Origin of the sequence: Nonomuraea sp. NPDC046570, from assembly GCF_040645915.1 — a bacterium.
GTDB lineage: Bacteria > Actinomycetota > Actinomycetes > Streptosporangiales > Streptosporangiaceae > Nonomuraea.
This window is the reverse complement of sequence record NZ_JBEYZF010000009.1, coordinates 162,866-185,930: the sequence shown is the minus strand read 5'-3', so window position 1 is coordinate 185,930 and position 23,065 is coordinate 162,866. Positions and strand designations below refer to the sequence as shown.

At 68.9% G+C, this 23,065-nt stretch carries 21 protein-coding genes; 11 read left to right on the top strand and 10 right to left on the bottom strand.

All coding sequences use genetic code 11. From position 1 onward, the window contains the following. Positions 1-17 precede the first annotated feature (17 nt). From ABZ911_RS17355 to ABZ911_RS17335, 5 genes are all read right to left on the bottom strand, one after another. Complete coding sequence (locus ABZ911_RS17355; RefSeq protein WP_358056229.1) at positions 18-1,565, bottom strand: glycosyl hydrolase family 18 protein; 1,548 nt, start codon at positions 1,563-1,565, stop codon at positions 18-20. A 269-nt stretch (positions 1,566-1,834) separates the two neighbouring features. Next, complete coding sequence (locus tag ABZ911_RS17350; RefSeq protein WP_358056227.1) at positions 1,835-3,577, bottom strand: hypothetical protein; 1,743 nt, start codon at positions 3,575-3,577, stop codon at positions 1,835-1,837. Between the two features lie 214 nt (positions 3,578-3,791). After that, on the bottom strand, positions 3,792-6,071 hold the full coding sequence (locus tag ABZ911_RS17345; protein ID WP_358056225.1) for a PKD domain-containing protein: 2,280 nt from the start codon (positions 6,069-6,071) through the stop codon (positions 3,792-3,794). A gap of 316 nt (positions 6,072-6,387) precedes the next feature. Then, a complete protein-coding gene (locus ABZ911_RS17340) occupies positions 6,388-7,059 on the bottom strand; it encodes an SUMF1/EgtB/PvdO family nonheme iron enzyme (protein WP_358056223.1) in 672 nt (223 codons plus the stop codon). Between the two features lie 344 nt (positions 7,060-7,403). Then, positions 7,404-8,219 carry a hypothetical protein gene (locus tag ABZ911_RS17335; protein ID WP_358056221.1) on the bottom strand — a complete coding sequence of 272 codons (816 nt, stop codon included), beginning with the start codon at positions 8,217-8,219 and terminating at the stop codon, positions 7,404-7,406. A gap of 396 nt (positions 8,220-8,615) precedes the next feature. Between ABZ911_RS17335 and ABZ911_RS17330 the strand changes: the two genes are divergently transcribed. The 5 genes from ABZ911_RS17330 to ABZ911_RS17310 all read left to right on the top strand — a co-directional run bounded on the left by ABZ911_RS17330 (position 8,616) and on the right by ABZ911_RS17310 (position 11,051). Further along, the gene (locus ABZ911_RS17330) at positions 8,616-9,026 is read left to right on the top strand and encodes a VOC family protein (protein ID WP_358056219.1); all 411 of its coding nucleotides are present in this window, start codon (positions 8,616-8,618) and stop codon (positions 9,024-9,026) included. A 112-nt stretch (positions 9,027-9,138) separates the two neighbouring features. Further along, positions 9,139-9,603 (top strand): helix-turn-helix transcriptional regulator, encoded by a 465-nt coding sequence (locus ABZ911_RS17325; protein WP_358056218.1) that lies wholly within the window; start codon positions 9,139-9,141, stop codon positions 9,601-9,603. A 5-nt stretch (positions 9,604-9,608) separates the two neighbouring features. Beyond that, positions 9,609-9,926, top strand: a complete 318-nt coding sequence (locus ABZ911_RS17320) for a hypothetical protein (RefSeq protein WP_358056217.1) — start codon at positions 9,609-9,611, stop codon at positions 9,924-9,926. Between the two features lie 66 nt (positions 9,927-9,992). After that, positions 9,993-10,436 (top strand): pyridoxamine 5'-phosphate oxidase family protein, encoded by a 444-nt coding sequence (locus ABZ911_RS17315; RefSeq protein ID WP_358056215.1) that lies wholly within the window; start codon positions 9,993-9,995, stop codon positions 10,434-10,436. 138 nt (positions 10,437-10,574) lie between these two features. Continuing rightward, complete coding sequence (locus ABZ911_RS17310) at positions 10,575-11,051, top strand: DUF1801 domain-containing protein (RefSeq protein WP_358056213.1); 477 nt, start codon at positions 10,575-10,577, stop codon at positions 11,049-11,051. 71 nt (positions 11,052-11,122) lie between these two features. On the opposite strand, the gene ABZ911_RS17305 is transcribed toward ABZ911_RS17310, so the two are convergent. The 3 genes from ABZ911_RS17305 to ABZ911_RS17295 all read right to left on the bottom strand — a co-directional run bounded on the left by ABZ911_RS17305 (position 11,123) and on the right by ABZ911_RS17295 (position 13,989). Beyond that, positions 11,123-12,025 carry an SPFH domain-containing protein gene (locus ABZ911_RS17305; protein ID WP_358056211.1) on the bottom strand — a complete coding sequence of 301 codons (903 nt, stop codon included), beginning with the start codon at positions 12,023-12,025 and terminating at the stop codon, positions 11,123-11,125. 62 nt (positions 12,026-12,087) lie between these two features. Beyond that, positions 12,088-13,059, bottom strand: coding sequence for a CapA family protein (locus tag ABZ911_RS17300; protein ID WP_358056209.1), 972 nt, complete (start codon positions 13,057-13,059; stop codon positions 12,088-12,090). A 39-nt stretch (positions 13,060-13,098) separates the two neighbouring features. Continuing rightward, the gene (locus ABZ911_RS17295) at positions 13,099-13,989 is read right to left on the bottom strand and encodes a serine protease (RefSeq protein WP_358056207.1); all 891 of its coding nucleotides are present in this window, start codon (positions 13,987-13,989) and stop codon (positions 13,099-13,101) included. A gap of 327 nt (positions 13,990-14,316) precedes the next feature. Between ABZ911_RS17295 and ABZ911_RS17290 the strand changes: the two genes are divergently transcribed. From ABZ911_RS17290 to ABZ911_RS17275, 4 genes are all read left to right on the top strand, one after another. After that, entirely contained in the window at positions 14,317-15,414 is a 1,098-nt protein-coding gene (locus ABZ911_RS17290) for an FUSC family protein (RefSeq protein ID WP_358056206.1), read from the top strand. Positions 15,415-15,857: 443 nt separating this feature from the next. Further along, the gene (blaOXA, locus tag ABZ911_RS17285; RefSeq protein WP_358056204.1) at positions 15,858-16,748 is read left to right on the top strand and encodes a class D beta-lactamase; all 891 of its coding nucleotides are present in this window, start codon (positions 15,858-15,860) and stop codon (positions 16,746-16,748) included. A gap of 34 nt (positions 16,749-16,782) precedes the next feature. After that, on the top strand, positions 16,783-18,036 hold the full coding sequence (locus ABZ911_RS17280) for an MFS transporter (protein ID WP_358056202.1): 1,254 nt from the start codon (positions 16,783-16,785) through the stop codon (positions 18,034-18,036). Positions 18,037-18,165: 129 nt separating this feature from the next. Further along, positions 18,166-18,366 (top strand): DUF5708 family protein, encoded by a 201-nt coding sequence (locus tag ABZ911_RS17275; protein ID WP_358056200.1) that lies wholly within the window; start codon positions 18,166-18,168, stop codon positions 18,364-18,366. An 84-nt stretch (positions 18,367-18,450) separates the two neighbouring features. On the opposite strand, the gene ABZ911_RS17270 is transcribed toward ABZ911_RS17275, so the two are convergent. Then, entirely contained in the window at positions 18,451-18,627 is a 177-nt protein-coding gene (locus ABZ911_RS17270; protein ID WP_358056198.1) for a hypothetical protein, read from the bottom strand. Between the two features lie 200 nt (positions 18,628-18,827). Here ABZ911_RS17270 and ABZ911_RS17265 point away from each other — a divergent pair, with 200 nt between their 5' ends. Next, positions 18,828-20,363, top strand: coding sequence for a serine hydrolase domain-containing protein (locus ABZ911_RS17265; protein ID WP_358056196.1), 1,536 nt, complete (start codon positions 18,828-18,830; stop codon positions 20,361-20,363). 171 nt (positions 20,364-20,534) lie between these two features. Continuing rightward, complete coding sequence (locus ABZ911_RS17260; RefSeq protein WP_358056194.1) at positions 20,535-21,692, top strand: serine hydrolase domain-containing protein; 1,158 nt, start codon at positions 20,535-20,537, stop codon at positions 21,690-21,692. A 145-nt stretch (positions 21,693-21,837) separates the two neighbouring features. On the opposite strand, the gene ABZ911_RS17255 is transcribed toward ABZ911_RS17260, so the two are convergent. Further along, positions 21,838-23,046, bottom strand: coding sequence for an MFS transporter (locus tag ABZ911_RS17255; protein ID WP_358056192.1), 1,209 nt, complete (start codon positions 23,044-23,046; stop codon positions 21,838-21,840). Positions 23,047-23,065: the final 19 nt, after the last annotated feature.

Below are 23,065 nucleotides of genomic sequence, written 5' to 3'. Positions count from 1 at the left end.
GAGACAGTGCCTGACGACTAGCGGCCCTGCAGGGACTTGACGTTGTCGCCGAACGTCCAGTTCTTGGAACCGTCCCAGTTGATGGACCAGGTCATCAGGCCCTTGAGGTTGCCGCCGAAGGCGTTCCAGCTCTGGCCCACCAGCCCCGGCCCCATGTGGCCGCCGCCCGCGCCGGGCTGGGCGGGCAGGCCGGGAACCTGCTTGTCGTACGGGACCTTGATCGTGACGCCCTGGATGACCAGGCCGTTGTTCAGGCAGGTGGTCTGCGCGGTGAAGCCCTGAACCGTGCCCGCCGAGTAGGAGTCGCCCGCGCAGCCGTACATGCTGCCGTTGTAGTACTGCATGTTCAGCCACCAGAGGCGGCCGTTGTCGGCGTACTTCTTGATGATCGGCAGGTACGCGCCCCAGATCGAGCCGTAGACGACGCTGCCGCCGGTCACGTAGGCGGTCTCCGGTGCCATGGTCAGGCCGAAGTTGGGCGGCATCTGGGCGAGCACGCCGTCGATGATGCGGATGAGGTTGGACTGCGAGGCCGACAACTGGTTGATGTTGCCGCTGCCGGTGAGACCGGTCTCGATGTCGATGTCGATGCCGTCGAAGTTGTAGCGCTTGAGAATCGGCACGACCGTCGCGACGAAGCGGTCCGCGACAGCGCTGGAGCCGAGGTCGATGCCCGCGGCGGCGCCGCCGATGGACATCAGGATCGTCGCCCCCTCCGCCTTGGCCTGGCACATCTCAGCCGGGGTGGAGACCTTGACGGTGGCGTCCATGCCGTCCTCCCACAGGACGGTGCCGTCGGAGCGGATGACGGGGAAGGCGGCGTTGATCACGTTGTAGCCGTGCGCCTTGATGCGGGGGTCGGTGATGGGGGTCCAGCCGAACGGCGGGTGCACGCCGTTGATCGCGCCGTCCCAGTTCTCCCAGTAGCCCTGCAGGACCTTGCCCGCGGGCTTCGACTTCACCGGGCAGGTGGTGTCGGTGGGTGTGGGTGTGGGTGTGGGTGTGGGAGAGACCGTAGGCGTGACGGTCGGGGTGGGAGAGACCGTGGGTGTGACGGTCGGGGTCGGGGTCGGGGTCGGGCCTCCTGGGCCGTCGAAGCTGACGTCGTCGGCGTAGTAGGTGCCCTGGCCGTACCAGCCGTGCAGGTAGACCTCGGCGGTGGTCTGGCCGGCGGCGGTGGTGAAGGGGACGGAGAGCTGCGTGTAGGCCGTCGGCGAGGAGGTCCAGCGGGAGCCGCCGCCGGTGACGCCGAGGTAGACGTAGCTTCCGCGTACCCAGGCGGTCAGCGTGTAGGCGGTGCTCGGCCGTACGGTCACCGACTGGGTGCACTTGGCGTTGTCGGAGCCGCTCGCCGCTCCTGCGAGGGCCTTCGAGCCGGAACGGACCGGAGTGCCGACCACGGACCCCAGCCCGCCGCCGCAGGTCCAGGGGGAGAGCGTCCCGGTCTCGAAGTCCGGGTTGACCAGGAGATTGGCGGCTTGGGCGGACGTCTGCGTGACGAGCACGCCGACGATCGCCAGCAGTAACGACGCGGCCAGCGCCAGAAGACGCGATGTTCGCTTCATGAGACGACCCTTCTGTCGCTTCAGCCGCGACAGGTCACCGGACACAACGGGGGGTGCGAGGCTGACGATTCGTGCCAAGCTGACACGAATTATCGGGATAAATGCTGTCAATGTCCATGACTCACTCAACCCGCGCATGTCAACCAACAGCCTTGCAAGATCCCGCCTTGTCAGGCCGTTCAAGAATGCCCGAAAGCATATTAATGCCTCCGACGATCACGCGAGGAAGGCCGCTTCCATAGTGTTTTTCCATAACTTCGAAATAGGGGTCAGGGGCGCACATGGTGCACCACTTTCTTGGAGCGACCGGGAAATGCGACGATCAGGTGCTCCGTGTACGGCCCATCGTCGTCCCGGGGGTCCATCTCCCTGGTGTAAACCCGCAGCCGGTAGTGCCCGGGGCCGTCGGCTGCCATGTTGGGCAGGGCGGGCGCGGTCGGCTCCTCCCCGTCTTCCTGGTTGGGGGGCAAGACCAGGCGGCCACTGCGGCTCCTGATGCCGACCTCGGTCACCTGGTCCCAGCCCTTCAGCCGCAGCGGCGGAGCGGCGCCGAAAGCCTTGACCGTGACACAGATCGCGTACTCCTCACCGGTCAGCACCACGGCGCTGGTGCCCGCCGCGTGAACGAGACCGTCGTCGAAAGCCGACTCCAGATCGGCGTGGTCGTCAGACTTGGCGGTGCTCTTGTCGTCGTAGACGTAGTAGCCGCCACTTTCCGAGAGGAAGCGGGCCACCGTGCCCTGCCGTCTGGCCCGCAGCCTGGCCCAGGGGTCGGAGCAGTACGAGGTCATCTTGGAGTGGTAGTCGACGAAGTCCTGGCGGACTTGCGCCTGGGAACGCAACCGTTCGGGCTCCTGACGGCCGACGACCTCCGGGCAGAGGAACACCAACGCCTCCGACAGGCGGCTCGTGTCGACGCCCTCGACCAGGGCCCGCTTCCGCTGTGGATCGTCCGAGGCCGCGCACACGGCCCGGCCCCAGGCGAGTATCCGCTGGTCGGCCACGTCGTCGTCGAACATCGGCGATCCGTCCTCGACGCTCCGGGCCCAGCACAGGAACGCTCGCTCGCGGTCCTGCGGCCGGGTGTCCCCGAAGCGCCGGTACTCGATCGTCCAGTCGTAGCAGCCCATGTCCTCGCCGCTGAAGGACAGGCTCGGCATGTCCTCCGAGTGGACCAGCGCGAGCAGCAGCCCGACGGTCACCGCAGCCCCGGCCGGACGCAGCAGGCGGGGCCACTCGCCGGCGGGTACGGCGGCGGCGCCCGGCTCGGCCAGTTCGTGCGCGGACCGCGCGTACCACCACACCCCGAAGACGTGCAGCGACCCGAGCAGCGACAGCGCCATGTGGGTGCCGGGGATCAGGTCGACGACCTCGATCACCAGCGTGAGCCCGAACGCCCACCACCCGATCCGCACGGTGGCACGGCTCCACCGGCCGTCGCGCCGCTGAGCGACGAGCACCATCGCCTGCCACACCAAGGCCGCCAAACCGGCCGCGAAAGCCCCCTCGTCGCTCAGCCAGGTACTCCCGAAGAAGGAGGCGGCGGAGACGACCAGGTTGATCAGGCCGAACGCGATCGCGACCGCACGGAACCGGGCCGAAACGCCCACCGGCACCAGGACGAACAGGACGATCAGCGGCGCCCAGATCACCAGGAGCGTGACCGCGTACACGGCGTCGGGAACGTTGGAGATCAGCGACCACAGGATCAGGTCGAAGGCGACGTTCAGATAGAGGTACCGCCGCAGCCACACGATCCGCCGTTCGGACGGCCGGGTCGCGGGCAGCGCAGGACCGCGGAGGACCTCCCACAGCATCCAGGTTCGCAGCCCGGCGGCCAGCGCCAGCCCCAGGAAGACCAGCCACGCTTGACTGACCGGCACCAGCGTCGAGCCCCACGTGGGCAGCCCGAGCAGTCCCCACCAGATCAAGCTGGGGGCGTCGTCGAGGAGAGAGCACACCGCGGCGATGACCATGAAGAGCAGGTGAAGCCCGGCTAAGAGGGCGGCCAAAGGGCCGAAACGGTAGCGGCGCACGCGAAACCCATCTCCGTGGTGGAAAGACGGATGATCTTAGCGGGCTGCTTCCTCGCTGACGTGCCGGAATTCTCCCCTGCCCGAGCACCGGGGCCAGTGCGTCCAGAGCAGCAGATCGCCGGGGAGGACGGGGTCCTCCCCGGCAGGGCCGGCCCTCCGTCACCTCGGAGGGCCGGCCCGCGAGATCCGACTAGCTGACGCCGCCCTCCAAGTTGCCGGGCTGCTCGTTCACGGCCTTCATCAGCGAGCCCGCCGTGTGCAGCAGGGACACGTCATCGGCCTGGAAGCACTGCCCGGTCGGGTTGCCGGTGGTGTAGAGGTTGAAGTCGATCGACGACCCCGGCGTGGACACCGCGTAGGAGACGGAGATCCGCTGCCAGTCGGTGCCCAGGGTCAGGGTGGTGCTGGTCGAGCCGACGTTGGACCCGCCCGAGTACTCGGTCAGCTTCAGCCTGATCGTCCGCGGCGTGGTGGCGCGTACCCAGGCGCTGCCCGTCACCGTGCCGGACGCGGTGCTGGTCTCCCAGTTCGGCGAGTCGTTGAGCGTGCAGCTCACCGAGCTCCCCAGGGTGTTGGCGAGCTCGGCGGCGAAGCTGCCGCTGTGCCCACCGGCCACCCGGGTCAGCGTGGTACCGGCCGGCGTCGAGTTCCAGCCGGTGCTGTTGGTCTCGAAGCCGGTGTTGCCGACCAGTTCGGTGCCGCTGCCGGAGTTGACGGTGACGCCCGCGGTGACGTCGTCGCTGCTGATGCCGGTGTCGGCCACGGTCACGGTGATCGTGTACGAACCGGGGGTGGTGTAGGTGTGCGAAGCCGAGGAACCGGCCTGCGGGCCCACGACCGTGCCGTCACCGAAATCGAAGGTGTAGGTGGCGATCGGGCTGCTGCCGGCCGTCGTGGCCGACGCGTTGGCGGTCACCGCGAGCGGCGCCGTACCCGTGGACTGGTTCAGGGACACCGCCGCGGTCGGCGGGACGATGGGGGCCCGGGCGGAGACCGACTTGGAGATCAGGCTGGTCAGGCCGTTGGTGTCGGTGACCGTCACGGTGACCGTGTAGATATTGGCGGTGGTGTAGGTGTGCGTGGCGGAGGAGCCGGCCTGCGGGCCGACCACCGTGCCGTCGCCGAAGTCGAAGGTGTAGGTCGCGATCGGGCTGTCACCCGCGGTCGAGGCCGACGCGTTCGCGGTCACGGCCACGGGTACGGTTCCCGCGGTGGGTGAGAGGCTCAGCGCCGCGTTCGGCGGAGCGGGCGGCGGCGGGCCTTCCTGGTACTCGTAGGCGCCGCGATCGTCGTACAGTCGCGTGCCCGCGCCGGTGTTGGTGACGGTCGAGACGTCGGAGCGCGGCTTGCCCAGGATGTCGGTGGAACGCGCGCCGGTGGCGCTGGAGTTGGCCGAGTCGATGGCCGGTGAGGAGGAGGTGAGCCGGAGGTCCCAGGTGGCGGGCGAGGCGACCTGCGGGTCCCCGTAGATGCCGTTGGCCTCCTGGCCGCTCGCGGTCTGCAGGCCGGCCAGCGTGTTGTAGGCGCTGCCCGCCCAGGAGTACTGCGTGCCGGTCGTGGTCAGCCAGACCAGGTTGTGGTTGGCGGTGGTGGTCGCCGGCGCGGAGTCCCAGATACCGATGTTGCCCGCCCGCCGGGCACAGGAGATGCCGTTGTACGCGGGGTAGACGGCGTTGTCGAAGGCGACGTTGTTGGCCACGATGAAGTTGCCGGAGGTGCCCTCGACGTTGATCCCCGAGGTGCAGTTGCGGTAGACCGTGTTGCCGATCATCCGCCCGCCGGTCACGTTCAGGTTGTCGATGCCGTGGTCGCCGTTGTTGTAGACGACGTTCCCGGCCGCCAGCCCGTTGTCGCTGCCGGTGGCGAACTGGATGCCCGTGTCCTCGTTGTCGTGGACGACGTTGTCGACGATGGAGTTGTCCGGGCCGATGGAGCGGATGCCGCCGGCGCTGCGCTCGTACTGCCGGGCGTTGAAGTTGGTTTTGTTACGCTCCACTACCACCCGGGCCGTGCTCGCGGCCAGGTAGATGCCGTGGTCGCTGTTGTGCTCGACGATGTTGTCGGAGACCGTCGAATCGGCGGTGCCCGTCAGCTTGATGCCGTTGGCGATCTGCCCGCTGACCGGCTGCCCCGCGTAGGTGACGGTGTTGCCGTCGATCGTGACGTAGCTGCCGCCCGAGACGTTGAAGCCGTGGCCGGAGGTGGCCGTCACGGTGAACCCGGCGATGGTCACGTAGCTCTTGTTGGTGAGCTTGAACCCGTTGGCTCCGCCGGTGACGGTCACGGTCGCCCCGGGGGCGGCGGTGAAGGTGATCGGATTGGTGGACGTCCCGGAGTTGGAGACGGTCACCATCCCCGTGTACGAGCCCGCCTCGACTCGCACGGTGTCCCCCGCGATCGCGGCCGTACCGCCCTTGACGATCGTGCAGTACGGCAGGACGGCGGTGCCGGGCCCCGTGTCGGAACACATGGGGTCGTTCTTGTCGACGTAGCGTGTGGTGCCCAGTGCCTGAACGGGATACGCGACAACAGACAGTGTGACCAGTGCGGCTAACAGTGCTGTTGCCCACCTGCTCGGGGCCATGGCCCTCCTTAGCTGACAGACCTGCTGATCCCCGCGCGCAGGCAGGTCGGTTTGCAATTCAGCCGGATTCTCCATGAGGCGGCAGCGCAGCAACTCCCCAAAAAGGACGAGAATCTACTCGTTTTGCCGTATCTGCCCGCTCTGGCCTGACATCGCCCCAGTGGGCGGGATTCATACGTTCACGGTGCGCATTCAACGGGCCTTATGACACGGTTCGAGCGAGCCGAAAGCCGAGGTCGTCGATCGCGAACGTGGGGTGGCTGCGGCGGCGCACCGAGGCTCCGCAACCCCGGGTCGGCTCGGCCCAGCTCCCGCCGCGGAAGAGGCGATAGGAGCCGTAGACCTCCTCGTCGTAGAGATCCCAGCACCACTCCCAGACGTTGCCCAGCATGTCGTGCAGCCCCCACGGGTTGGGCGACTTGCCGCCGACGTCGTGGGCCCGGCCTCCGGAGTTGTCCGCGTACCAGGCGATGTCGTCGATCTCCCCGTACCGGTAGCCGCTGGTGCCGGCCTTGCAGGCGTACTGCCACTCCGCCTCGGTCGGCAGGCGGTAGCCGTTGGCCGTCCAGTCGCAGGTCACCTCCCCGCTCCGCGGGTCGCGGGAGTAGGCGGGGTTCAGCCCGGACCGGGCCGAGATGCGGTTGCACGCGTCGATCGCGTCGAGCCAGCTCACGTTCGTCACGGGCGAGGTGCCGCTCGCGGAGGGATCGGGATCCGCCCCCGTGACCTCACGGTGCAGGCGCGCCGTGACGGGATACCGGCCGAGCAGGAAGGGAGCGATCTCAGCCCGCCAGCGAGTGCCGCGCCGGTCGTCTCGAAGATCCACCGCGCCACCGGGGATGTGAACCATCGAGTCGTCGATCGGTGGGTGCACGCGCGCCTCTCAGTCCGGGACGATCACGAGATCGTCACGCGCCCATGATACGAGGCGTGCTTCAGCGGGCGCGAACCCGGTGGATCGTTGGGTGACGCCATCGCGCGAAGCCGGTTTCGCCAGACAAAGAAGGCGGGCAAAAGAATGGTCGACGCGAATAGCGCGGCATCCTCGTGCTGAATTCCGGCCATTCGGTAATGCGCGAAAACGCCGGTGCCGGGGTTTTGACGGCCTGGGCCCCCTTCGGCGCAGGCCGTCCGTTGAAGTGTGCCTGGCCGCCAGGCTGTCGGAGCGCATCCTGTTCTGCTCACGTCACCGGGCAGGCTCCGGATGCGGCGATCGGCTCAGCCCGGCGGGTTCGCGCCGTTCTTCGCGACCGGGACGGCGAGCTGGTGGGCGCCGGTGAGCGTCACCTGCTCGGCCGGAAGCTGGCCGAGCACCGGGTTGAGGTGCTTCAGGGTCAGCGACACGGTCTGGCTGGTCGGGGCGATGATGTCGTACTTCTCCAGGTCGATCCATCGCACGATGTTCAGCACGTCATCGGGGATGACGTCGCCGGACTTCTGCACGGGAACGCAGAGCTGACGAGCGTAGGTGACCCGTACGGACGCGGGCGGGATCTGGTTGACCAGGACCGGGTTGAGCTGCCCGAGAGTCAGCTGCCGGTTCATCGGCGTGGTCGGGGTGAGGCCGTAGCACGCCAGGTCGATGTGCGAGATGACCCGGAGCACCTCAGCGGAGGGGACGACGCCGTTCTTGGCGACCGGGACGCACAGTTGCTGCAGCTTGTCCACGAGGACCTGTGCTCGCGGCACATCCTTGAGGACCGGGTTGAGCTGGCTGAGCACGAGGGTCTTGTTCATCACGGACCCGGTGACCTGGTAGCAGGACAGGTCGACGAACCTGACGAAGTCGAGCACGCCGCTCGGCGGGATCACGTTGTTCTTGCTGACGGGGACGCACAGCTGTGTGCGCTGACCGAGGGTGACCTGTTCGATCGGCAGGCCGTTGAGCACCGGGTTGAGGTGCCGCAGGGTGAGGGTGGTGGTCGGCGGCTGGTACGGGTTGGTCTTGAAGCATTCCAGGTCGAGGTTCGACACGAACGCGTTCGGAGTCGGCGGTGCCGCGGCAGTGGCGGGTGGCACTACGAGGAATGCCACGGTGAACACCCCGAGGGCGGCGATTAAAAACCGCCGGACCACGCCGGCGCGCCGGCCATCCCCAGTTACCGATTCGTGCATTTGCTCCTCCACGGGTCGTCGATTGCGCCTGACGCCCTCGACTCTCTTCCTATACACCAGCCCTAACAAGGTCCGTGACCACTCTTTGCCATATGTGTTTTTCACATATGGCATATGATCGACGGCGGAAAAGGGATTATGGAATCACCCCTAATACTTTCCGCCGGGCGGCCGGCGACAGACGCGACCGTTGGCTGAGGAGGAGGCGCTGTCCCGGGCTGCGATCACCTGGGAGGCGGTGCTGGGTGAACAGGTGGCCGGACCGATCAGGATCCGAGAAGCATCGGTCACCGAGCCGCAGATAACGTGACAGCCATGGACATCACCATTCACACGAGCTTCCTCCCGCATGACGACCCGGACGCCGCTCTGACCTTCTACCGCGACACCCTCGGCTTCGAGGTACGCAGCGACGTCGGACACGGCAAGATGCGCTGGATCACGGTCGGCCCTGTCGGCCAGCCCGGCACGTCCATCCTCCTGGCGCCGCCGGCCGCCGACCCCGGCATCACCGAGGACGAGCGCCGCACCATCATCGAGATGATGGCCAAGGGCACCTACGGCTGGATCCTGCTGGCCACCCGGGACCTCGACGGCACCTTCGAGCAGCTGCAGGCCGGCGACGCCGAGGTCGTCCAGGAGCCGACGGAGCAGCCGTACGGCGTCCGCGACTGCGCCTTCCGCGACCCCGCGGGCAACCTGGTCCGCATCCAGGAGCTTCGCTGAGCCGTTCGGCAGTCGATTCGGCCATGACGGCCGCCACAGAGAATGCGGCGGCCGGCGGGCACCTCGCCATGTAGGCCAGGTGCTCGCGGACATCGATGAAAGGAGTTCTCTCATGTGTCATCCCGCATGGGGGCGCGCACTTACCGCGGCACAGCGCCTGAACGACCTCGCGCGACTGCGCCGCGTCCGCGACCGGATCGACCGGGAGTACGCGCAGCCGCTGAACGTCGAGGCGCTCGCCCACAGCGCGCACATGTCGGCCGGGCACCTCAGCCGGCAGTTCCGGCTCGCCTACGGCGAGTCGCCGTACGCCTATCTGATGACACGTCGCATCGAGCGCGCGATGGCGCTGCTGCGCCGTGGCGACCTCAGCGTCACCGAGGTCTGCTTCGCGGTCGGCTGCTCGTCGCTGGGCACCTTCAGCACCCGCTTCACCGAGCTGGTCGGCATGCCGCCCAGCACCTACCAGCGCCGCGCGGCGGGCGGTGCGGCGGGGATGCCGTCCTGCGTGGCGAAACAGGTGACGAGACCGGTCAGGAATCGAGAAGCGCAGGTCACCGAGCCGCAACTAGCTTGACGGCTATGACTTCCATTGAATCCCTCACCCTCGAGGTGGCCGACACCACGGCCGCCGACCGTTTCTACACCGCCTTCGGTCTGGGCACACTGGTGCGCCTGCGGGCCTCGGAGGCGCCGACGACCGGCTTCCGTGGCTTCGCGCTGTCGCTCACGGTGTCCCAGCCGGCCAACGTCAACGCCTTCATCGGTGCCGCCCTCGACGCCGGCGCCACGCCGCTGAAGCCTGCCGCGAAGTCGTTCTGGGGCTACGGCGGCGCCGTACAGGCCCCGGACGGGACGATCTGGAAGGTCGCGTGGGAGGCCGGCCCGCGGCTTTGGTGAACCGACCGATGACCTACGGAGCCCTTCCCAAGATGAAGGGCTTTCCACGATGTGACTGGAGGAAGCATGCCGCCGCGTGAGCTCGAGGAGAGGCTGCGGGACACTCGCGCGAAGCTGGAGAGCGACGTCGATCTCTGGGTCGCGACGCCGGGCTCCCCGGGCGTCCACCTCATCCCGCTCTCGTACCTCTGGGACGGGACCGCGTTCCTCATCTCGACGCCGCGCGCCTCGGTCACCGGCCGCAACCTGCTGGCGGACGGCCGGGTGCGACTCGCTCTCGGGCCGACGCGCGACGTCGTCGTCGTCGACGCCACCGCCGAGCCGGTGGACCTCGCCGACCTCGCCCCGGAGACGGGCGACGCGTTCGCGGCCAAGACCGGTTTCGACCCGCGCGAACTCGACGAGCCCTACCAGTACTTCCTGATCCGGCCACGACGCATCCAGGCCTGGCGGGAGGCGAACGAGTTGCCGGGCCGCGACCTCATGCGCGACGGCCGCTGGCTCGGCTGACCGTCGCCCGGAAACACACCTGCCCCATCCAGCGAGCAGTGCGGGTAACAACCGATCAGTTTCGGAGAAGCCGCCACCGCGGCGGATCCCTAGCATTGAGATTGTCCAGATCAAGCCTTGTACGAGAGGAAACCTGCCATGAAGGGCACGCAGACGTCCGCCGAGAACACCGGCGCGGTCGACGAGAAGTTCGGCGGATTCACGGAGGAGGAACGGGGCGCGATGAAGGAGCGCGCCCAGGAGCTGAAGGCGTCCAAGCGGCGCGGCCCGCGCGCGACCAAGGCGGACCCCGAGAGCGAAGTGCTCGCGAAGATCGCCGAGATGGAGGAGGCGGACCGCGTCCTCGCCGAGCGGCTCCATGACATCGTCAAAGCCAACGCGCCGGCCCTCTCACCGAAGCTCTGGTACGGGATGCCGGCGTATGCCAAGAACGGCAAGATCGTCTGCTTCTTCCAGAGCGCGCAGAAGTTCAAGACGAGGTACGCCACGCTCGGCTTCAGCGACCAGGCGAGCCTCGATGAAGGCACCATGTGGCCGACCTCCTTCGCCCTGACGGAGTTGACCGCCGCCGACGAGGCACGGATCGGCGCGCTCATCAAGAAGACCGCGAGCTGAGCCTTTTCACGGGCCGACCACTCCCCGGCACGGCGGCACTCCTTGGCCGTCCACCCAGCCGCCGCGACGGGCTACCGCCGCTCGGCCTCCTCGTCCGCGCGACGGGCGAAGGGCTCGGGGACGACCTCGTCGGCCGGTGCCAGCTCGGGCGTGGCCGAGCCCGCCAGTTCCTGCCGTTCCCCGGACTTCTCCTGTGGCCGCTCGGCGCCGTGTTCCGCGGTGTGCGCGGCGCGGTCGAAGAAGCGCAGCAGTTCCACCGGCAGCGGCATGACCAGCGTGGAGGACTTCTCCGCCGCGACCTCCACCACGGTCTGCAGGAGCCGCAGTTGGAGCGCGCCCGGGGTCTCGGACATGATGGCCGAGGCGTCGGCGAGCTTCTGCGCGGCCTGGAACTCGCCTTCCGCAGTGATCACGCGAGCCCGCCGTTCCCGTTCCGCCTCGGCCTGCCTGGCCACCGAACGCTTCATGGAATCGGGTAGCTGGACGTCCTTGATCTCCACGCGGTCGATGTGGATGCCCCAGCCGAGCGCCGGACTGTCGATCATCAGCGCCAGGCCCTTGTTCAGCTCCTCGCGATTGGACAGCAGGTCGTCCAGCTCGCTTTTGCCGATGATCGAGCGGAGCGACGTCTGCGCCACCTGCTCCACGGCGAACAGGTAGTTCTGCACCTCGATGGCCGCCCGCAGCGGGTCCTGCACCCGGAAGTAGGCGACGGCGTCGACCTGGACGGAGACGTTGTCACGGGTGATGCCCTCCTGGGTCGGCACCGGCATCGTGACAATCTGCACGTTCATTTTCTTCATCCGGTCCACGCCCGGAATGATGAAGTTGAGCCCTGGCTGGCGAATCTTCCGCTGAGCCTGGCCGAAGCGGAAGATCACGCCGCGCTCGGTCTGGTTGACGATTCTGATGCCGCTGAGCGCCACCCAGATCACGAGGAGGGCGATCAGCCCGAGCACGATGTTGATGATCATGGGCCTGTCCCTTCCAGTTCAAGGCTAGGTCCTGACCGGGGCCGGGGAGACTCACGGCGTGGTCAAGAAATCCCCTGCCCGCGAATGGTCAGAACGCCCTGGTCGAGGTCGGCCTCGGTGCCCATCTCCGCGCAGGCGCCGATGAACCGCTCGCTGATCCACGCGTGTTCCCTCCCCTGCGCGAGCTCGGTCCTGCCGTACTCCAGCTTGATCGGTACGGCCCGCAGCCGCACCACCCGGGCCCCCTCGAAGGTGACCAGGAACAGCAGCGACAGATCGTTGCGCAGCACCGGGTCCACCGCGTAGTCGTCGAGGAAGTCCCCCAGGTCGAACAGCACGGGCAGCGCCACCCCGTGCGCGACATGGGCGGAATGCCCCGCCACGAGCGTCGCCCCGGACTTCACCAGCGCCGCGGCCGCGGAACGGACGTAGGGCAGCGGCCGAGCCGTCATGTTGGGCCCCCAGTGCGGGGTGACCAGCACGATGTCGGCCCGCATGCCGGCCACGGCCTCGGTCAGCCAGGCCGGCACCTGGTACGGCAGGTCGGCGTAGGCCACGCCGGGCTGGTCGGGACTCGCCGCGTACTCGGGCGGATGGTCGGTCACGCCGATCACCCCGACGCGCACGCCGCCCGCGGACAGGATGACCGGTCGCCGCGCCTGGGCTTCGTCCGGGCCTGCGCCCACCACCTGGATGCCGACCCGCTCCAGGTGGTCGCGGGTGTCGAGCAACGCGTCGTAGCCGTAGTCCAGGGCGTGGTTGTTGGCCAGCGTGACGCAGCCGACGCCGAGACCGGCGAGCATCTCGGCCGCCTGTGGCGGTGCACGGAAATGGAAGGGCTTGCCGGGTGACGCCCACTTGCTCCCCCGCGCGGAGACGCAGCATTCGAGGTTGAGCACGACCAGATCGGCCTCGGCGAGGTGTTCGCGGACGCCGTCGGTGAGATAGGCGGCGGGCTCGTTCGTGAACTCCAGCAGGGCGGCGACGCCGCGCCCGAGCATCGTGTCACCCGCCAGCGCGAGTGTTACCGACATACCTGCGAACTACCCACAGAACGAGCCTCGCACCATCCGTTACGGCAGCTTCGCGGAAAGGTCCTCTCCGGTGGTGGCGGCGATCCAGGAGCGGTGGTGGGTCACGTCGGTCCAGATGCCGACTCCTGGCCCGCCTTCGGGGTTGGTGGAGCAGCCCGCGCTGCCGTCCATGCGCTCCCCCATGTCGTCACCGTCGCGCGAGGTGGCTCCGATCAGCTCCCACCGGCCGTTCACCTTGCGGATCTGCGGTCCTCCGGAGTCACCGTTGCAGGCGCTGGCCGCCCGGCCGTCGCGGTCGCCGGCGCACAGTTCGGCGCCTCGGTCGAGGGAGAGACAGCGGCGGTCGGGTACGCGGACGGTGTCGAGTTCCTGCAGCTGCTCGGAACCGTTCGCGCAGGTCGGATTCTCCCGGTCCTCGCACTCCATGCCCCAGCCGATGATGCGGCTCGGCTCGCCCACCCGGCCGGGCCCTTCGGCGATGCGGATGGGCTCCAGGTCTACCTGCCGGTCCAGTTCGACCAGCGCGAGGTCGCCCTCGAAGTCGCCCCAGCCTTGCCTGTCCCAGGTGGGATGAGTGATGACGCGCTTGATGCTGGTGAGAACTCCACCCTTGTCACGGTCGGGAGAACCGATCCGTACCTGGGTCTTGCCGGGCTTCATGAGGCCCTTGCAGTGGGCGGCGGTGACGACCCAGTCCGAGGCGATGAGGGCGCCTCCGCAGTGGTGGTCGGGCTCTTCGCGAAGCCGGAAGGACGCCATGAACGGGTAGGGCTCGGTGGCCACGCTCCCGCCGATGACGGCCGGGTGGCCCGCGCTCGCCGGGGCCGCATCGCGGGCGGTGGCCGCCGTGGCCGATGTGGCGGTCAGTGCCAGCCCGGTGGCCAGGAGGGCGGCGAGCACCGCTGATCGTCTGCCAAATGCCTTGAACACATTACTTCCATCGGTTCAGGAGGTGCGGCTGCGGAGACACCTTCGATTGCGCTTCCTCGGCGGCGAGCCCGACCCGACGGCGGCGCGCCGGCCCGCCCCCACCCGCCGATGGGAGGGTGTTGCAAGGCTGGTCAGAAGCCCCCGCCGGCTCAACAGACAAGCCACGCCCGCAAGGCTACCTGCGGCTTCTCGTGGAACTGACGCCAACGAATCCGGCCGACCCGGGGGTGCGAGCGGCGGCTCCCCTGCCTTCACTGAAGGTTCCGGATCGCCCGAATTCAGGGCAAATGTGACCTCAGCGTCATAAAGATCCGCCATCGTAGAGGGGTGCGAACGTGGCTCAGCGATCAAGTTAGGGAACGGCTGGGCACGTTGGGCCTGCTGATGCCCTCCATCGCGCAGTGCGCCGTGGGCGCCGCGCTGGCCTGGATCGTCGCCGTCCATCTGCTCGGCCACGTCCACCCGCTCTTCGCGCCGATCTCCGTGATGATCTGCGTGGGCGTGGGGCTCGGGCGGCGGCTGCGCAGGGTGGTCGAGCTGGTGGTCGGCGTCAGCCTGGGCGTGGGCATCGGCGACCTGCTGGTGTCCTGGATCGGCTCGGGGCCCTGGCAGATGGCGCTGGTGATCGCGCTGGCGATGGCCGTCGCGGGGCTGCTGAACAGCGGAGAGCTGTTCGTGTCGCAGGTCGGTTCGTCCGCGGTGCTGGTCGCCATGCTGGTGCCCGGCGAGGACGTCGGCGGGCTGGACCGGATGGCCGACGCGCTCACCGGCGGGGTCATCGGCCTCGTCGCGGTGGCGCTGCTGCCCGCCAGCCCGCTCGCCATCGCGGGCAAGCACCTGTCCGGCGTGCTCGACGCCCTGTCCACCGTCCTGGAGCAGGCGGCGGAGGCGATCGAGAAGAGCGACATGGACCTGGCCGCCGAAGCCCTGGAGTGCGGACGCAGGACCCAGACCGTGGTGGAGGAGTTCGAGGCGGCGCTGGAGAACAGCAAGGAGATCATCATGATCTCGCCGCTGCGCTGGCATCACCGGGCCAGGCTGGCCAGGTACGAGACCGCGGCCGTACCGGTGGACCTGGCGCTGCGCAACGCACGCGTGCTGGTCCGCCGTACGCTGGCGGCTCTTGGCGAGGCCAGCCCGCCTCCGCCCGCGCTCGCCGAGTCGCTGCGCGAGGTCTCGGAGGCGGCGCTGCTCCTGCAGCTCGAACTGGGCGCCGGGCGCGAACCGATGCTCGCCAGGCAGGCGCTGCTCGCCGTCGCCGCGCGGGAGCGCCCCAAGGAGCTGGGCTTCTCCGCGAACGTCACCATCGCGCAACTGCGCTCCATCGCCGTCGACCTGCTCGAGGCGACCGGAATGGACCACGACGAGGCCACGGCCACGCTGACCCCACTGAACGAGCCGAGCGACGGGAGGACACGCGGCTGAGAGCCACCTCTCTCAAGGCCGCAGCAGGCCGGTCACCGGTACGGGGTCCACGCGACCACCCGGCGGACGATCGTTGTAATCGAGACCCGCCGGGGACCGTTCGCGCACGACTGGTCGCCACCCGCGTGTCAGTCCTGGCAGACGCCGGTGCTTCCCGAGGATGCGAGAAGGGTGCTTTAACTCCTCGCCATGCCGAGGCCGGCCTTCATCCACGCTGGAGATCGCGCGGCTCGCCTGGAGCGCAACGACGGACATGACGGCCACCCGCCTCATCCAAAACCCGCGTTCCGCGTGCCCGCAGGGACGGCTGATGATCTCAAACCAAGCCCACGACCAGGATAAATATCCATTTCATACTCAAACATCCCTCAATATCACTATTGGACATGGTGAGGCTGCTTCTGGTCTCCTCGGACGGCAATCGACAACGAGGAGATCCGAATATGCGCACCTCTCGTAGCTTCGCCGGCCGCCGCGGGAACCGAGCGAAGTGGAGCCTCACCGTGGCGATGACCGCGACCCTGCTCGGCGCGGCCCCGAACGCCGTGGCGAACGCGCACACCGCGCCGCCGTACCAGACGAAGCACGCCGAGCAGGGCGGCACCGTCGTCCGCGACGACCTGTTGTCCGTGTTCGACCGAGCGGGCGTCAAGGGCACCTTCGCCCTGCTCGACGTGGACCGGGGCCGTACCACGGTGGTGGACCGGCGGCGGGCGGAGCACAGGACCATCCCGGCCTCCACCTTCAAGATCCCGCACAGCCTGATCGCCCTGGAGACCGGCGCGGTCAAGGACGAGAACGAGGTCATCCCGTACGGCGGGCAGCCGCAGCCCTTCCCCGAATGGGAGAAGGACATGAACCTGCGCGACGCGGTCAAGGCGTCGAGCATCCCGGTGTTCCAGACGCTCGCCCGCCGGATCGGCCTGAAGCGGGAGCGCCAGTGGCTCAACCGCCTCGGCTACGGCAACCGCGAGGTCGGCACGGTGGTGGAGCACTTCTGGCTGCGGGGGCCGCTGGAGATCTCGCCGGTGGAGCAGACCCGGTGGCTGTCCAGGCTGGCCGACCAGAAGCTCCCCGCCTCCAAGGACAACCAGCGCACCGTCCGAGACCTGCTGAAGATCGAGCAGAAGGACGGCTATACCCTCTATGCGAAGACCGGCTGGGACATGACGAGCAAGCCGAACGTCGGATGGTACGTGGGCTGGGTCGAGCGTGGCGGCCGGACTCACACCTTCGCGCTCACCATCGACGTGAAGGCCGACGGGGACACCGGCAAGCGCGTTCCGCTCGCGCGTGACCTGCTGCAGCGCCTGGGCGTCCTGCCCAGCGCCTGACCCGCGTTCTGCCGAAACCGACCCGAAAGCCAACATGCCCCTGCCTGACCAAGCTGCCCCCGACGAAGCCGTTCCCGGACCGGCCACCTCCGACCGGCGGGTGATGACCGTGGTCGTGGGCGTGCAGCTGGCCATCTCGCTCGGGTTCTTCGCGGTGATGGCGCACCTGGTGACACACCTGCGACACGATCTCGGCATGCTCGCCGGGGCCATCACGCTGGTGCTCGGCGTGCGGACCGCCGTGCAGTACGGGCTGCTGTTACCGGTCGGGGCGGTCACCGATGTGATCGGCCCGGCGCGGGCGGGGGCGCTGGCCTGCACGCTGCGGGCGGCGGGGTTCGCGCTGCTGGGGATGGCGGGGTCGCTCGCGGAGCTGCTGGGCGCGGCGGTCCTGCTCGGTGCGGGCGGCGCGCTGTTCCATCCGGCGGCCCAGTCGCTGCTGGCGGGGCTGTCCCCCGCCCGCCGTACGCGCGGGTTCGCGGCCTATGTCGCGGTCGGCCAGGTGGCGGCGGTGGCCGGGCCGCCCGCCGGGCTGGCCCTGCTGACGGGCGGTTTCGAGCTGCTGGCCGGAGCGGCCGCGGGGGCGTGGGCCGTCGCCGCCCTGCTGTTCCTGCTGCTCCCGCACCGGCCCGCCGCCTCGGGGGTACGGCCGAGGGCGGTCCTGGACGGCGCGGCCAAGGCGGCCGGTGATCGGGCCTTCCTGCGGTTCGCCCTGACGGCCGCGCCGAGCACGCTGCTCGCCGACCAGATCATGACGGTCGTCCCGCTGAAGGACGTCGGCTCGGCCGCGACGACCGTGTTCCTGTGCGTGGTGGCGGCGGTCGCGACCGCCGTACAACCGTGGTGTGCCGGACGGGCCGGGCGGCCGTGGGTGCTGCGGGCCGGGCTGCTGTGCTCCGGCGGCGGCTACCTGGTGCTGCTGACCGTCCCGCAGGGCGGCGGCCCGATGGCCGTCCTGCTCGCGGCGGCCGTGCTCAACGGCCTCGGCAACGGCCTGACGCAACCCGCGCTGTTTCAGACCATCGCCCGGTACGCTCCCGCGCACCGGTTCGGCTCCTATTTCGGGGTGCTCGGCTTCCTGTCGGGAGCCGTCGCCGTCGCCGGAGGGCTCGCCGTGGGGCGGCTCTTCGACGCTGGGGCCACGACCGCGGCACTCGCCGGCCTCGCCCTGATCGCGATCGTCTCCGCCACGGCCCGGAACTCCTATGTCCACGGCGACCCCCCAAGCCGCGAAAGCGCACCGGCGGGCGCATCCGGCACGACGCCGAAACCCTCTGTTGTGGAGTGACAGACCGATCTGGCCGTGGGCAGGAGGTCCCCCGAAAGGTGTAGCCCGATCTCCTCAGCGCGTAGGAAGCCTCCCGACCCGGCTCTTCACTAGCGTTGTCATGTCCCCCAATGATCGAAAGAGGTTCTCATGGCCCCCGCCCACAAGACGCTCCTCACCGGGCTGACCGTCTTCGTCGCCGGGGTGGCGCTGTGGCTGTTCGGGCTCGACATCGAGATCGTCGTGTTCACGCCGTCGAAGCTCGGCCTGGTCATGATGGTCATCGGCGGCCTGGAGGCCCTGTACGGCCTCTACAAGACGGTGCGGGACGACGGCGCGGAGCGGCGCTAGACGACGCCGCGAGGTTCACTGAACTGACCGTCCGGGAAGGCCGCTGCCGCAGGTGATCCCAGGCACCTGCGGCAACGGCTGGTTCTAGTCGCCGCAGAACTCCGCCGTGGCTGCCTCGATGAGCAAGTTGACCGGCTGCTCGGTCTTGTCCTTGGCCCAGTCGCCGTTCATGTTGATCGCGAGTGAGTGCTTGCCGTCGCGGGACGACATCGCGTAGGTGTACGAGCCGTTGAACATTCCGCCGGTGCTGTGCACGGTCACGCCGCACGTCAGTTTCAGGTCGTGGACCCCCGTCCCGTACTGTTTCTGTCTGTCAGCGCTTCCTCTCTTGAGGATCAAGTTGAGGCACGAGCAGCGCCTTATCGACCTCGACGCCGGTGTGCCGGACTCCAAGCGCGGAGGTCCCAAGTTTGCCGCGGAGGCCAAACGCGGCGCGTGCGCGGATCCAGATACTGGAGGACATGGATCTCGAGCTGCTAGAACGCGCCGTCGCCGACTTCACCCCCGACGGGCCGGGCGCCCCGGGCCTCGCCGTGGGCGTCTACTCCGGTGGCCGGGCGCTGACCGCGGCCAGGGGGGTGGCCACCGTGGAGTTCGGCGTCCCGATCGACGCCACGACCCGCTTCGACATCGCCTCGGCCTCCAAGCAGTTCACCGCGGCCTGCGTACTCATGCTGGCCCACGAGGGCAGGCTGAGCCTGGACGACGACATCAGGAAGCACGTGCCGGAGCTGGCCCTGGAGACCGAGGTCACCATCAGCCAGTGCCTGCGGCACACCGGCGGCCTCCCGGAGTGGTACGCCCTGCAGGGCATCACCGGGGTCCCGCTCCAGGTGCTGACCGAGGAGCGGCTCATGAAGATCATCAGCCGCATCCGCCGGACGACCTTCGAGCCGGGCACCGCCTTCTCCTACTCCAACACCGGCTACATCCTCGCGGCCGTCGTGGTCAGACGGGTGACCGGGAAGTCGCTGGCCGAGTTCGCGGCCGAGCGGGTGTTCGGGCCGCTCGGCATGGACGACACCGTCTACCGCGACGACGCCTCGGTGCCGTTGCCGCGGATGGCGTACGGGTACGCCGAGGGGCCGGTCAGGGCCGACACCGAGGAAGGGGCGGTGGGCGACGGCGGCCTGGTGACCAGCGTGAGTCAGCTCGCGCCGTGGTTCGGGTTCCTGGCGGACGGGCGGGTGCTGGGGACGCGGCTGCGTGACGCGCTGCTGGAGCGGGGGGTGCTGGCCGACGGGACCGTGCTGTGCTACGCGTACGGGATCTTCCATTCGAAGGTGGGCGAGCTCGACGCGTTCGGCCACACGGGCGGCATGCACGGGTACGTCTCCAACCTCCTCTACCTGCCGGGGCCCGATCTCGGCGTGGCCGTACTGACCAACCAGAGCGCCCTGGACGCAGTCGGCCTCAGCCACCGGGTGGCCCTTGAGCTCATCGGTCACCAGGAGGACTCCGAAAACGTCGCCCAGGGCCAGGCTCCCGCCCCGGTCGTGGGGCACTGGTACGAGGAGGCGACCGACACCCCGATCACCGTCGTCGAGGCCGGCGAAGGCCGGGTCGCCATCGTGCGGCAGGAGGCCGAGTTCGCCCCGGGCGCGGACGGCCTCTGGCACGGCGTGGGCGAGGCGCGCACCACCTGGCTGACCGTCGAGGACGGCAATCTCGTCATGGGCAGCACCCCTCGGGACGAGCCCCTCACGATCTTCACCCCCTGCTCTGCCCCCGGCGAGGACAGGGCCCCGGACGGCGCGTGGCTCAGCGACGAGTACGACGTGCTGGCCGTGATCAAGGACGGCAAGTTCACCATGGGCCTGACCCTGGAAGTCGACACCGAACCCGCCCCGGCGGGAGCCTGGCAGGCGGGTCCCTTCACCCTCCGCCTGGAGGCCGGTGGCGACCTGACCATCAGCGGCGAGAGCTTCCGCCGCATGCGCCTCATCGCCCAGCCGGAGGGCACCAAGCCCGTGGGCATCCCCCCGGGCCTGGTCTAGTACCACCGGTCGGCCCACGAGACCAGGGCGGCCCGGCCGAAGTTTGGCGGTTGCGTCACTCGCACGGCTGAACTCTTTGGCGCTCTCGCCAATGATCAGTCGTGGAAGCGAATTCACACTGGTGCGAACTCATCCGAGGAAGAGAAGCGCAGACCTCATGGAAGGACAGCGATGATCAAAGCACTCGTGGTGGCATGCAGCCTCCTCGCGGGCGGGCTGGGCATCCCCCCAGCGTCCGCAGCGGCGGTCCGGGTCAGCGAGGGGCCGGTGCAGTCCGCCCTGGACAAGGCGTTCACCAAGGCAGCCGCGAAGTACGGTGATCCCGGCGTCCAGGCGGTCGTGTTACGCAACGGCAAGCTGATCTGGTCGGCGAACTCCGGCAAGGCGATCAACGACCCGCCCGCGCCGGTCATCGACTCGACGATGTTCAGCTACGCCAGCTTCAGCAAGCTGGTGCTGGGCGCGTACGCCCTGCGCCAGGTCGAGAGCGGTGTCCTGGCGATGGACAAGCCGATCTCCACCTATATCGGCAAGGACGTGCCGGGCTCGGATGTGGTCACGCTCCGGATGCTGCTCACGCACACCGCCGGCTACCCGGACCTGTACGAGCACCCCGAGGTCGCCCCGCTGTTCGAGGGCGGCGACCGTTACGATCCGAACACGCCCTACACCTTCGCCATGCTGGCGAAGGGGATTACCAAGCCGGTCAACCCCGGCAAGCAGTACGAGTACTCCAACACCGGATTCCTCATCCTGACGCACGTGCTGACCAAGATGTCCGGTGGAGACAAGGCGCTCGAGCGCGACCTCCGGCTCTTCCTTCGGCGGACAGGGGCGACGAACGTAGAGCTGACCGCCGAGCGATCCGAGGAAGCCTTCCGCCGCATGGCCCACGGCTACTCCGTCGAGAAGCAAGGGCTGGTCGACTACTTCACCACCTTCGGCGCCACGGGCATCCCCACCGACGTGTACGGCCTGCCGTTCGGGGACGGGCTGTTCGCGGGCACCGCGCTCGGCGGCGCCAAGTTCCTCGACGCGTTGTACGCCAGGGACCGGCTCCTGCGGCCCGACACGATCAAGGAGATGATCAAGACGTCGCCGCAGGCCGCCGCGCAGAACGACTCCTACGGGATGGCCACCGAGCGCGCCGAGGTCAGCGGGCGCGTCTGGCAGGGCCACCCGGGCGCCTACGCCGGTTTCACCTCGATGGGAGCGACCGACATGACGCGAGGCGTGACTCTGATGGTCGTCGCCAACCACATGAACACCGGTACCGCTGACAAGGTCTGGAAAGACCTGGCCAAGGCATACACCTCCGCCACCTCCTGAGCGAATCCATCTGGCCGGCCGGTGGCTGATGCCGCTTGGGTGGCGGGATGGAGGGCCGGGAACCGGCAGTTGATCGAACTCGGCCACCAGTGAGGTGCCTGTCTGCGGAGGCATCAGACGGGCAAGGCTGGTGGCCGCCGATCTTCTAGGGCGTGCTGTCCGCGGTGCTGGGGGCCGGGGTGCGGCGGAGCGTCGGTGACAGGGTGCCGATGGCGCAGCAGACCGCGAGGTAGACGCCGAGGACGACGATGGCGGTGATGGCGCCGCCGTACTGGGTCAGCAGGCCCCCGACCAGCGGTGCGAGTGGTGTGATGCCCATGGTGGCGACGTTGAGCAGTGACTGGATGCGGCCCTGCATGTGGTCGGGGACGGTTCTGGCCACCTCGACGGACAGGGCGATGTTCAGCGCGGGCAGGGCCAGGCCGCCGACGAACAGGACGGCCGCCGGCCAGTAGAAGCCGAGCGGCAGCGCCGTCAGCGGCAGGATGATCGCGAGGAACCAGCACCCGGCGAGCATGAGGCGGCCGGTGGGCAGCAGGCGGATGAGCCGCCCGGAGATCATGGCGCCGAGCAGGCCGCCGACCCCCAGACAGGCCAGGACCACGCCGGCCCGCACCGGCGAGCCGACCAGCACGATCAGCGGGATCATGATCGCGTTGGCGGCCAGGTTGGCCACCAGCGTCAGGCCGCAGATCGCGCGGAGCAAGCGCTGATTCCACATCCAGCGCACGGACTCGGCGATCCCGTCGAACATGCTCTGGCGCGGAGCGGGCTCGGCGGGCCGGCGGGGCACGCGGGCGAGCGCGACGAAGACGAACGAGAGCAGGTACGTGACGGCGTCGACGAGGAAGGGCACCGCGCGGCCGGCCGCGAAGAGCAGACCGCCGAGCGGTGGTCCGGCCAGCCCTGCCGCGTGCTCGCGGGTCTGCTCCTGGGCGTAGGCGGTCGGCAGTTGCTCCCTGGGCACCAGCGCGCGCAGGGATGCGGCGTGCGCGGGCTCGAAGAGTGCGCCGGCGGCGCCGTTGATGATCGAGACCGCGATCAGATGGGGCAGTACCAGGCTGTCGGTGAACACCGCGAGCGCGACGCTGGCCATGGTGGCGGCCCTGACGAGGTCGCTGCCGAGCAGGACGCGGCGGCGGTCCCAGCGGTCCACCAGGACTCCGGCGGGCAGCGCGAAGACCATCCCGCTGGCCAGGCCGATCGCACCGATCAGCCCGGCCTGGCCCGGTGAGCCGGTCAGCGCCAGCACCAGCAGCGGGTAGGCCAGCCAGGTGAGCGTCGAGCCCAGCTCAGAGGCGGCCGACCCTAGCCAGAACAGCTGGAAGCGGACATTTTTCCGTAACGGCTCCATGTTCCACGACAATAGTTGT

Excerpts from the sequence above, each read along its gene's own strand:
- ABZ911_RS17310 (WP_358056213.1), top strand. The coding sequence starts at position 10,575 with ATGAAGGGCACGCAGACGTCCGCCGAGAACACCGGCGCGGTCGACGAG.
- ABZ911_RS17265 (WP_358056196.1), top strand. The coding sequence starts at position 18,828 with ATGGATCTCGAGCTGCTAGAACGCGCCGTCGCCGACTTCACCCCCGAC.
- ABZ911_RS17330 (WP_358056219.1), top strand. The coding sequence starts at position 8,616 with ATGGACATCACCATTCACACGAGCTTCCTCCCGCATGACGACCCGGAC.
- ABZ911_RS17275 (WP_358056200.1), top strand. The coding sequence starts at position 18,166 with ATGGCCCCCGCCCACAAGACGCTCCTCACCGGGCTGACCGTCTTCGTC.
- ABZ911_RS17315 (WP_358056215.1), top strand. The coding sequence starts at position 9,993 with ATGCCGCCGCGTGAGCTCGAGGAGAGGCTGCGGGACACTCGCGCGAAG.
- ABZ911_RS17320 (WP_358056217.1), top strand. The coding sequence starts at position 9,609 with ATGACTTCCATTGAATCCCTCACCCTCGAGGTGGCCGACACCACGGCC.
- ABZ911_RS17300 (WP_358056209.1), bottom strand. The coding sequence starts at position 13,059 with ATGTCGGTAACACTCGCGCTGGCGGGTGACACGATGCTCGGGCGCGGC.
- ABZ911_RS17355 (WP_358056229.1), bottom strand. The coding sequence starts at position 1,565 with ATGAAGCGAACATCGCGTCTTCTGGCGCTGGCCGCGTCGTTACTGCTG.
- ABZ911_RS17280 (WP_358056202.1), top strand. The coding sequence starts at position 16,783 with ATGCCCCTGCCTGACCAAGCTGCCCCCGACGAAGCCGTTCCCGGACCG.
- blaOXA (WP_358056204.1), top strand. The coding sequence starts at position 15,858 with ATGCGCACCTCTCGTAGCTTCGCCGGCCGCCGCGGGAACCGAGCGAAG.
- ABZ911_RS17255 (WP_358056192.1), bottom strand. The coding sequence starts at position 23,046 with ATGGAGCCGTTACGGAAAAATGTCCGCTTCCAGCTGTTCTGGCTAGGG.
- ABZ911_RS17345 (WP_358056225.1), bottom strand. The coding sequence starts at position 6,071 with ATGTGTTCCGACACGGGGCCCGGCACCGCCGTCCTGCCGTACTGCACG.
- ABZ911_RS17325 (WP_358056218.1), top strand. The coding sequence starts at position 9,139 with ATGTGTCATCCCGCATGGGGGCGCGCACTTACCGCGGCACAGCGCCTG.
- ABZ911_RS17260 (WP_358056194.1), top strand. The coding sequence starts at position 20,535 with ATGATCAAAGCACTCGTGGTGGCATGCAGCCTCCTCGCGGGCGGGCTG.
- ABZ911_RS17305 (WP_358056211.1), bottom strand. The coding sequence starts at position 12,025 with ATGATCATCAACATCGTGCTCGGGCTGATCGCCCTCCTCGTGATCTGG.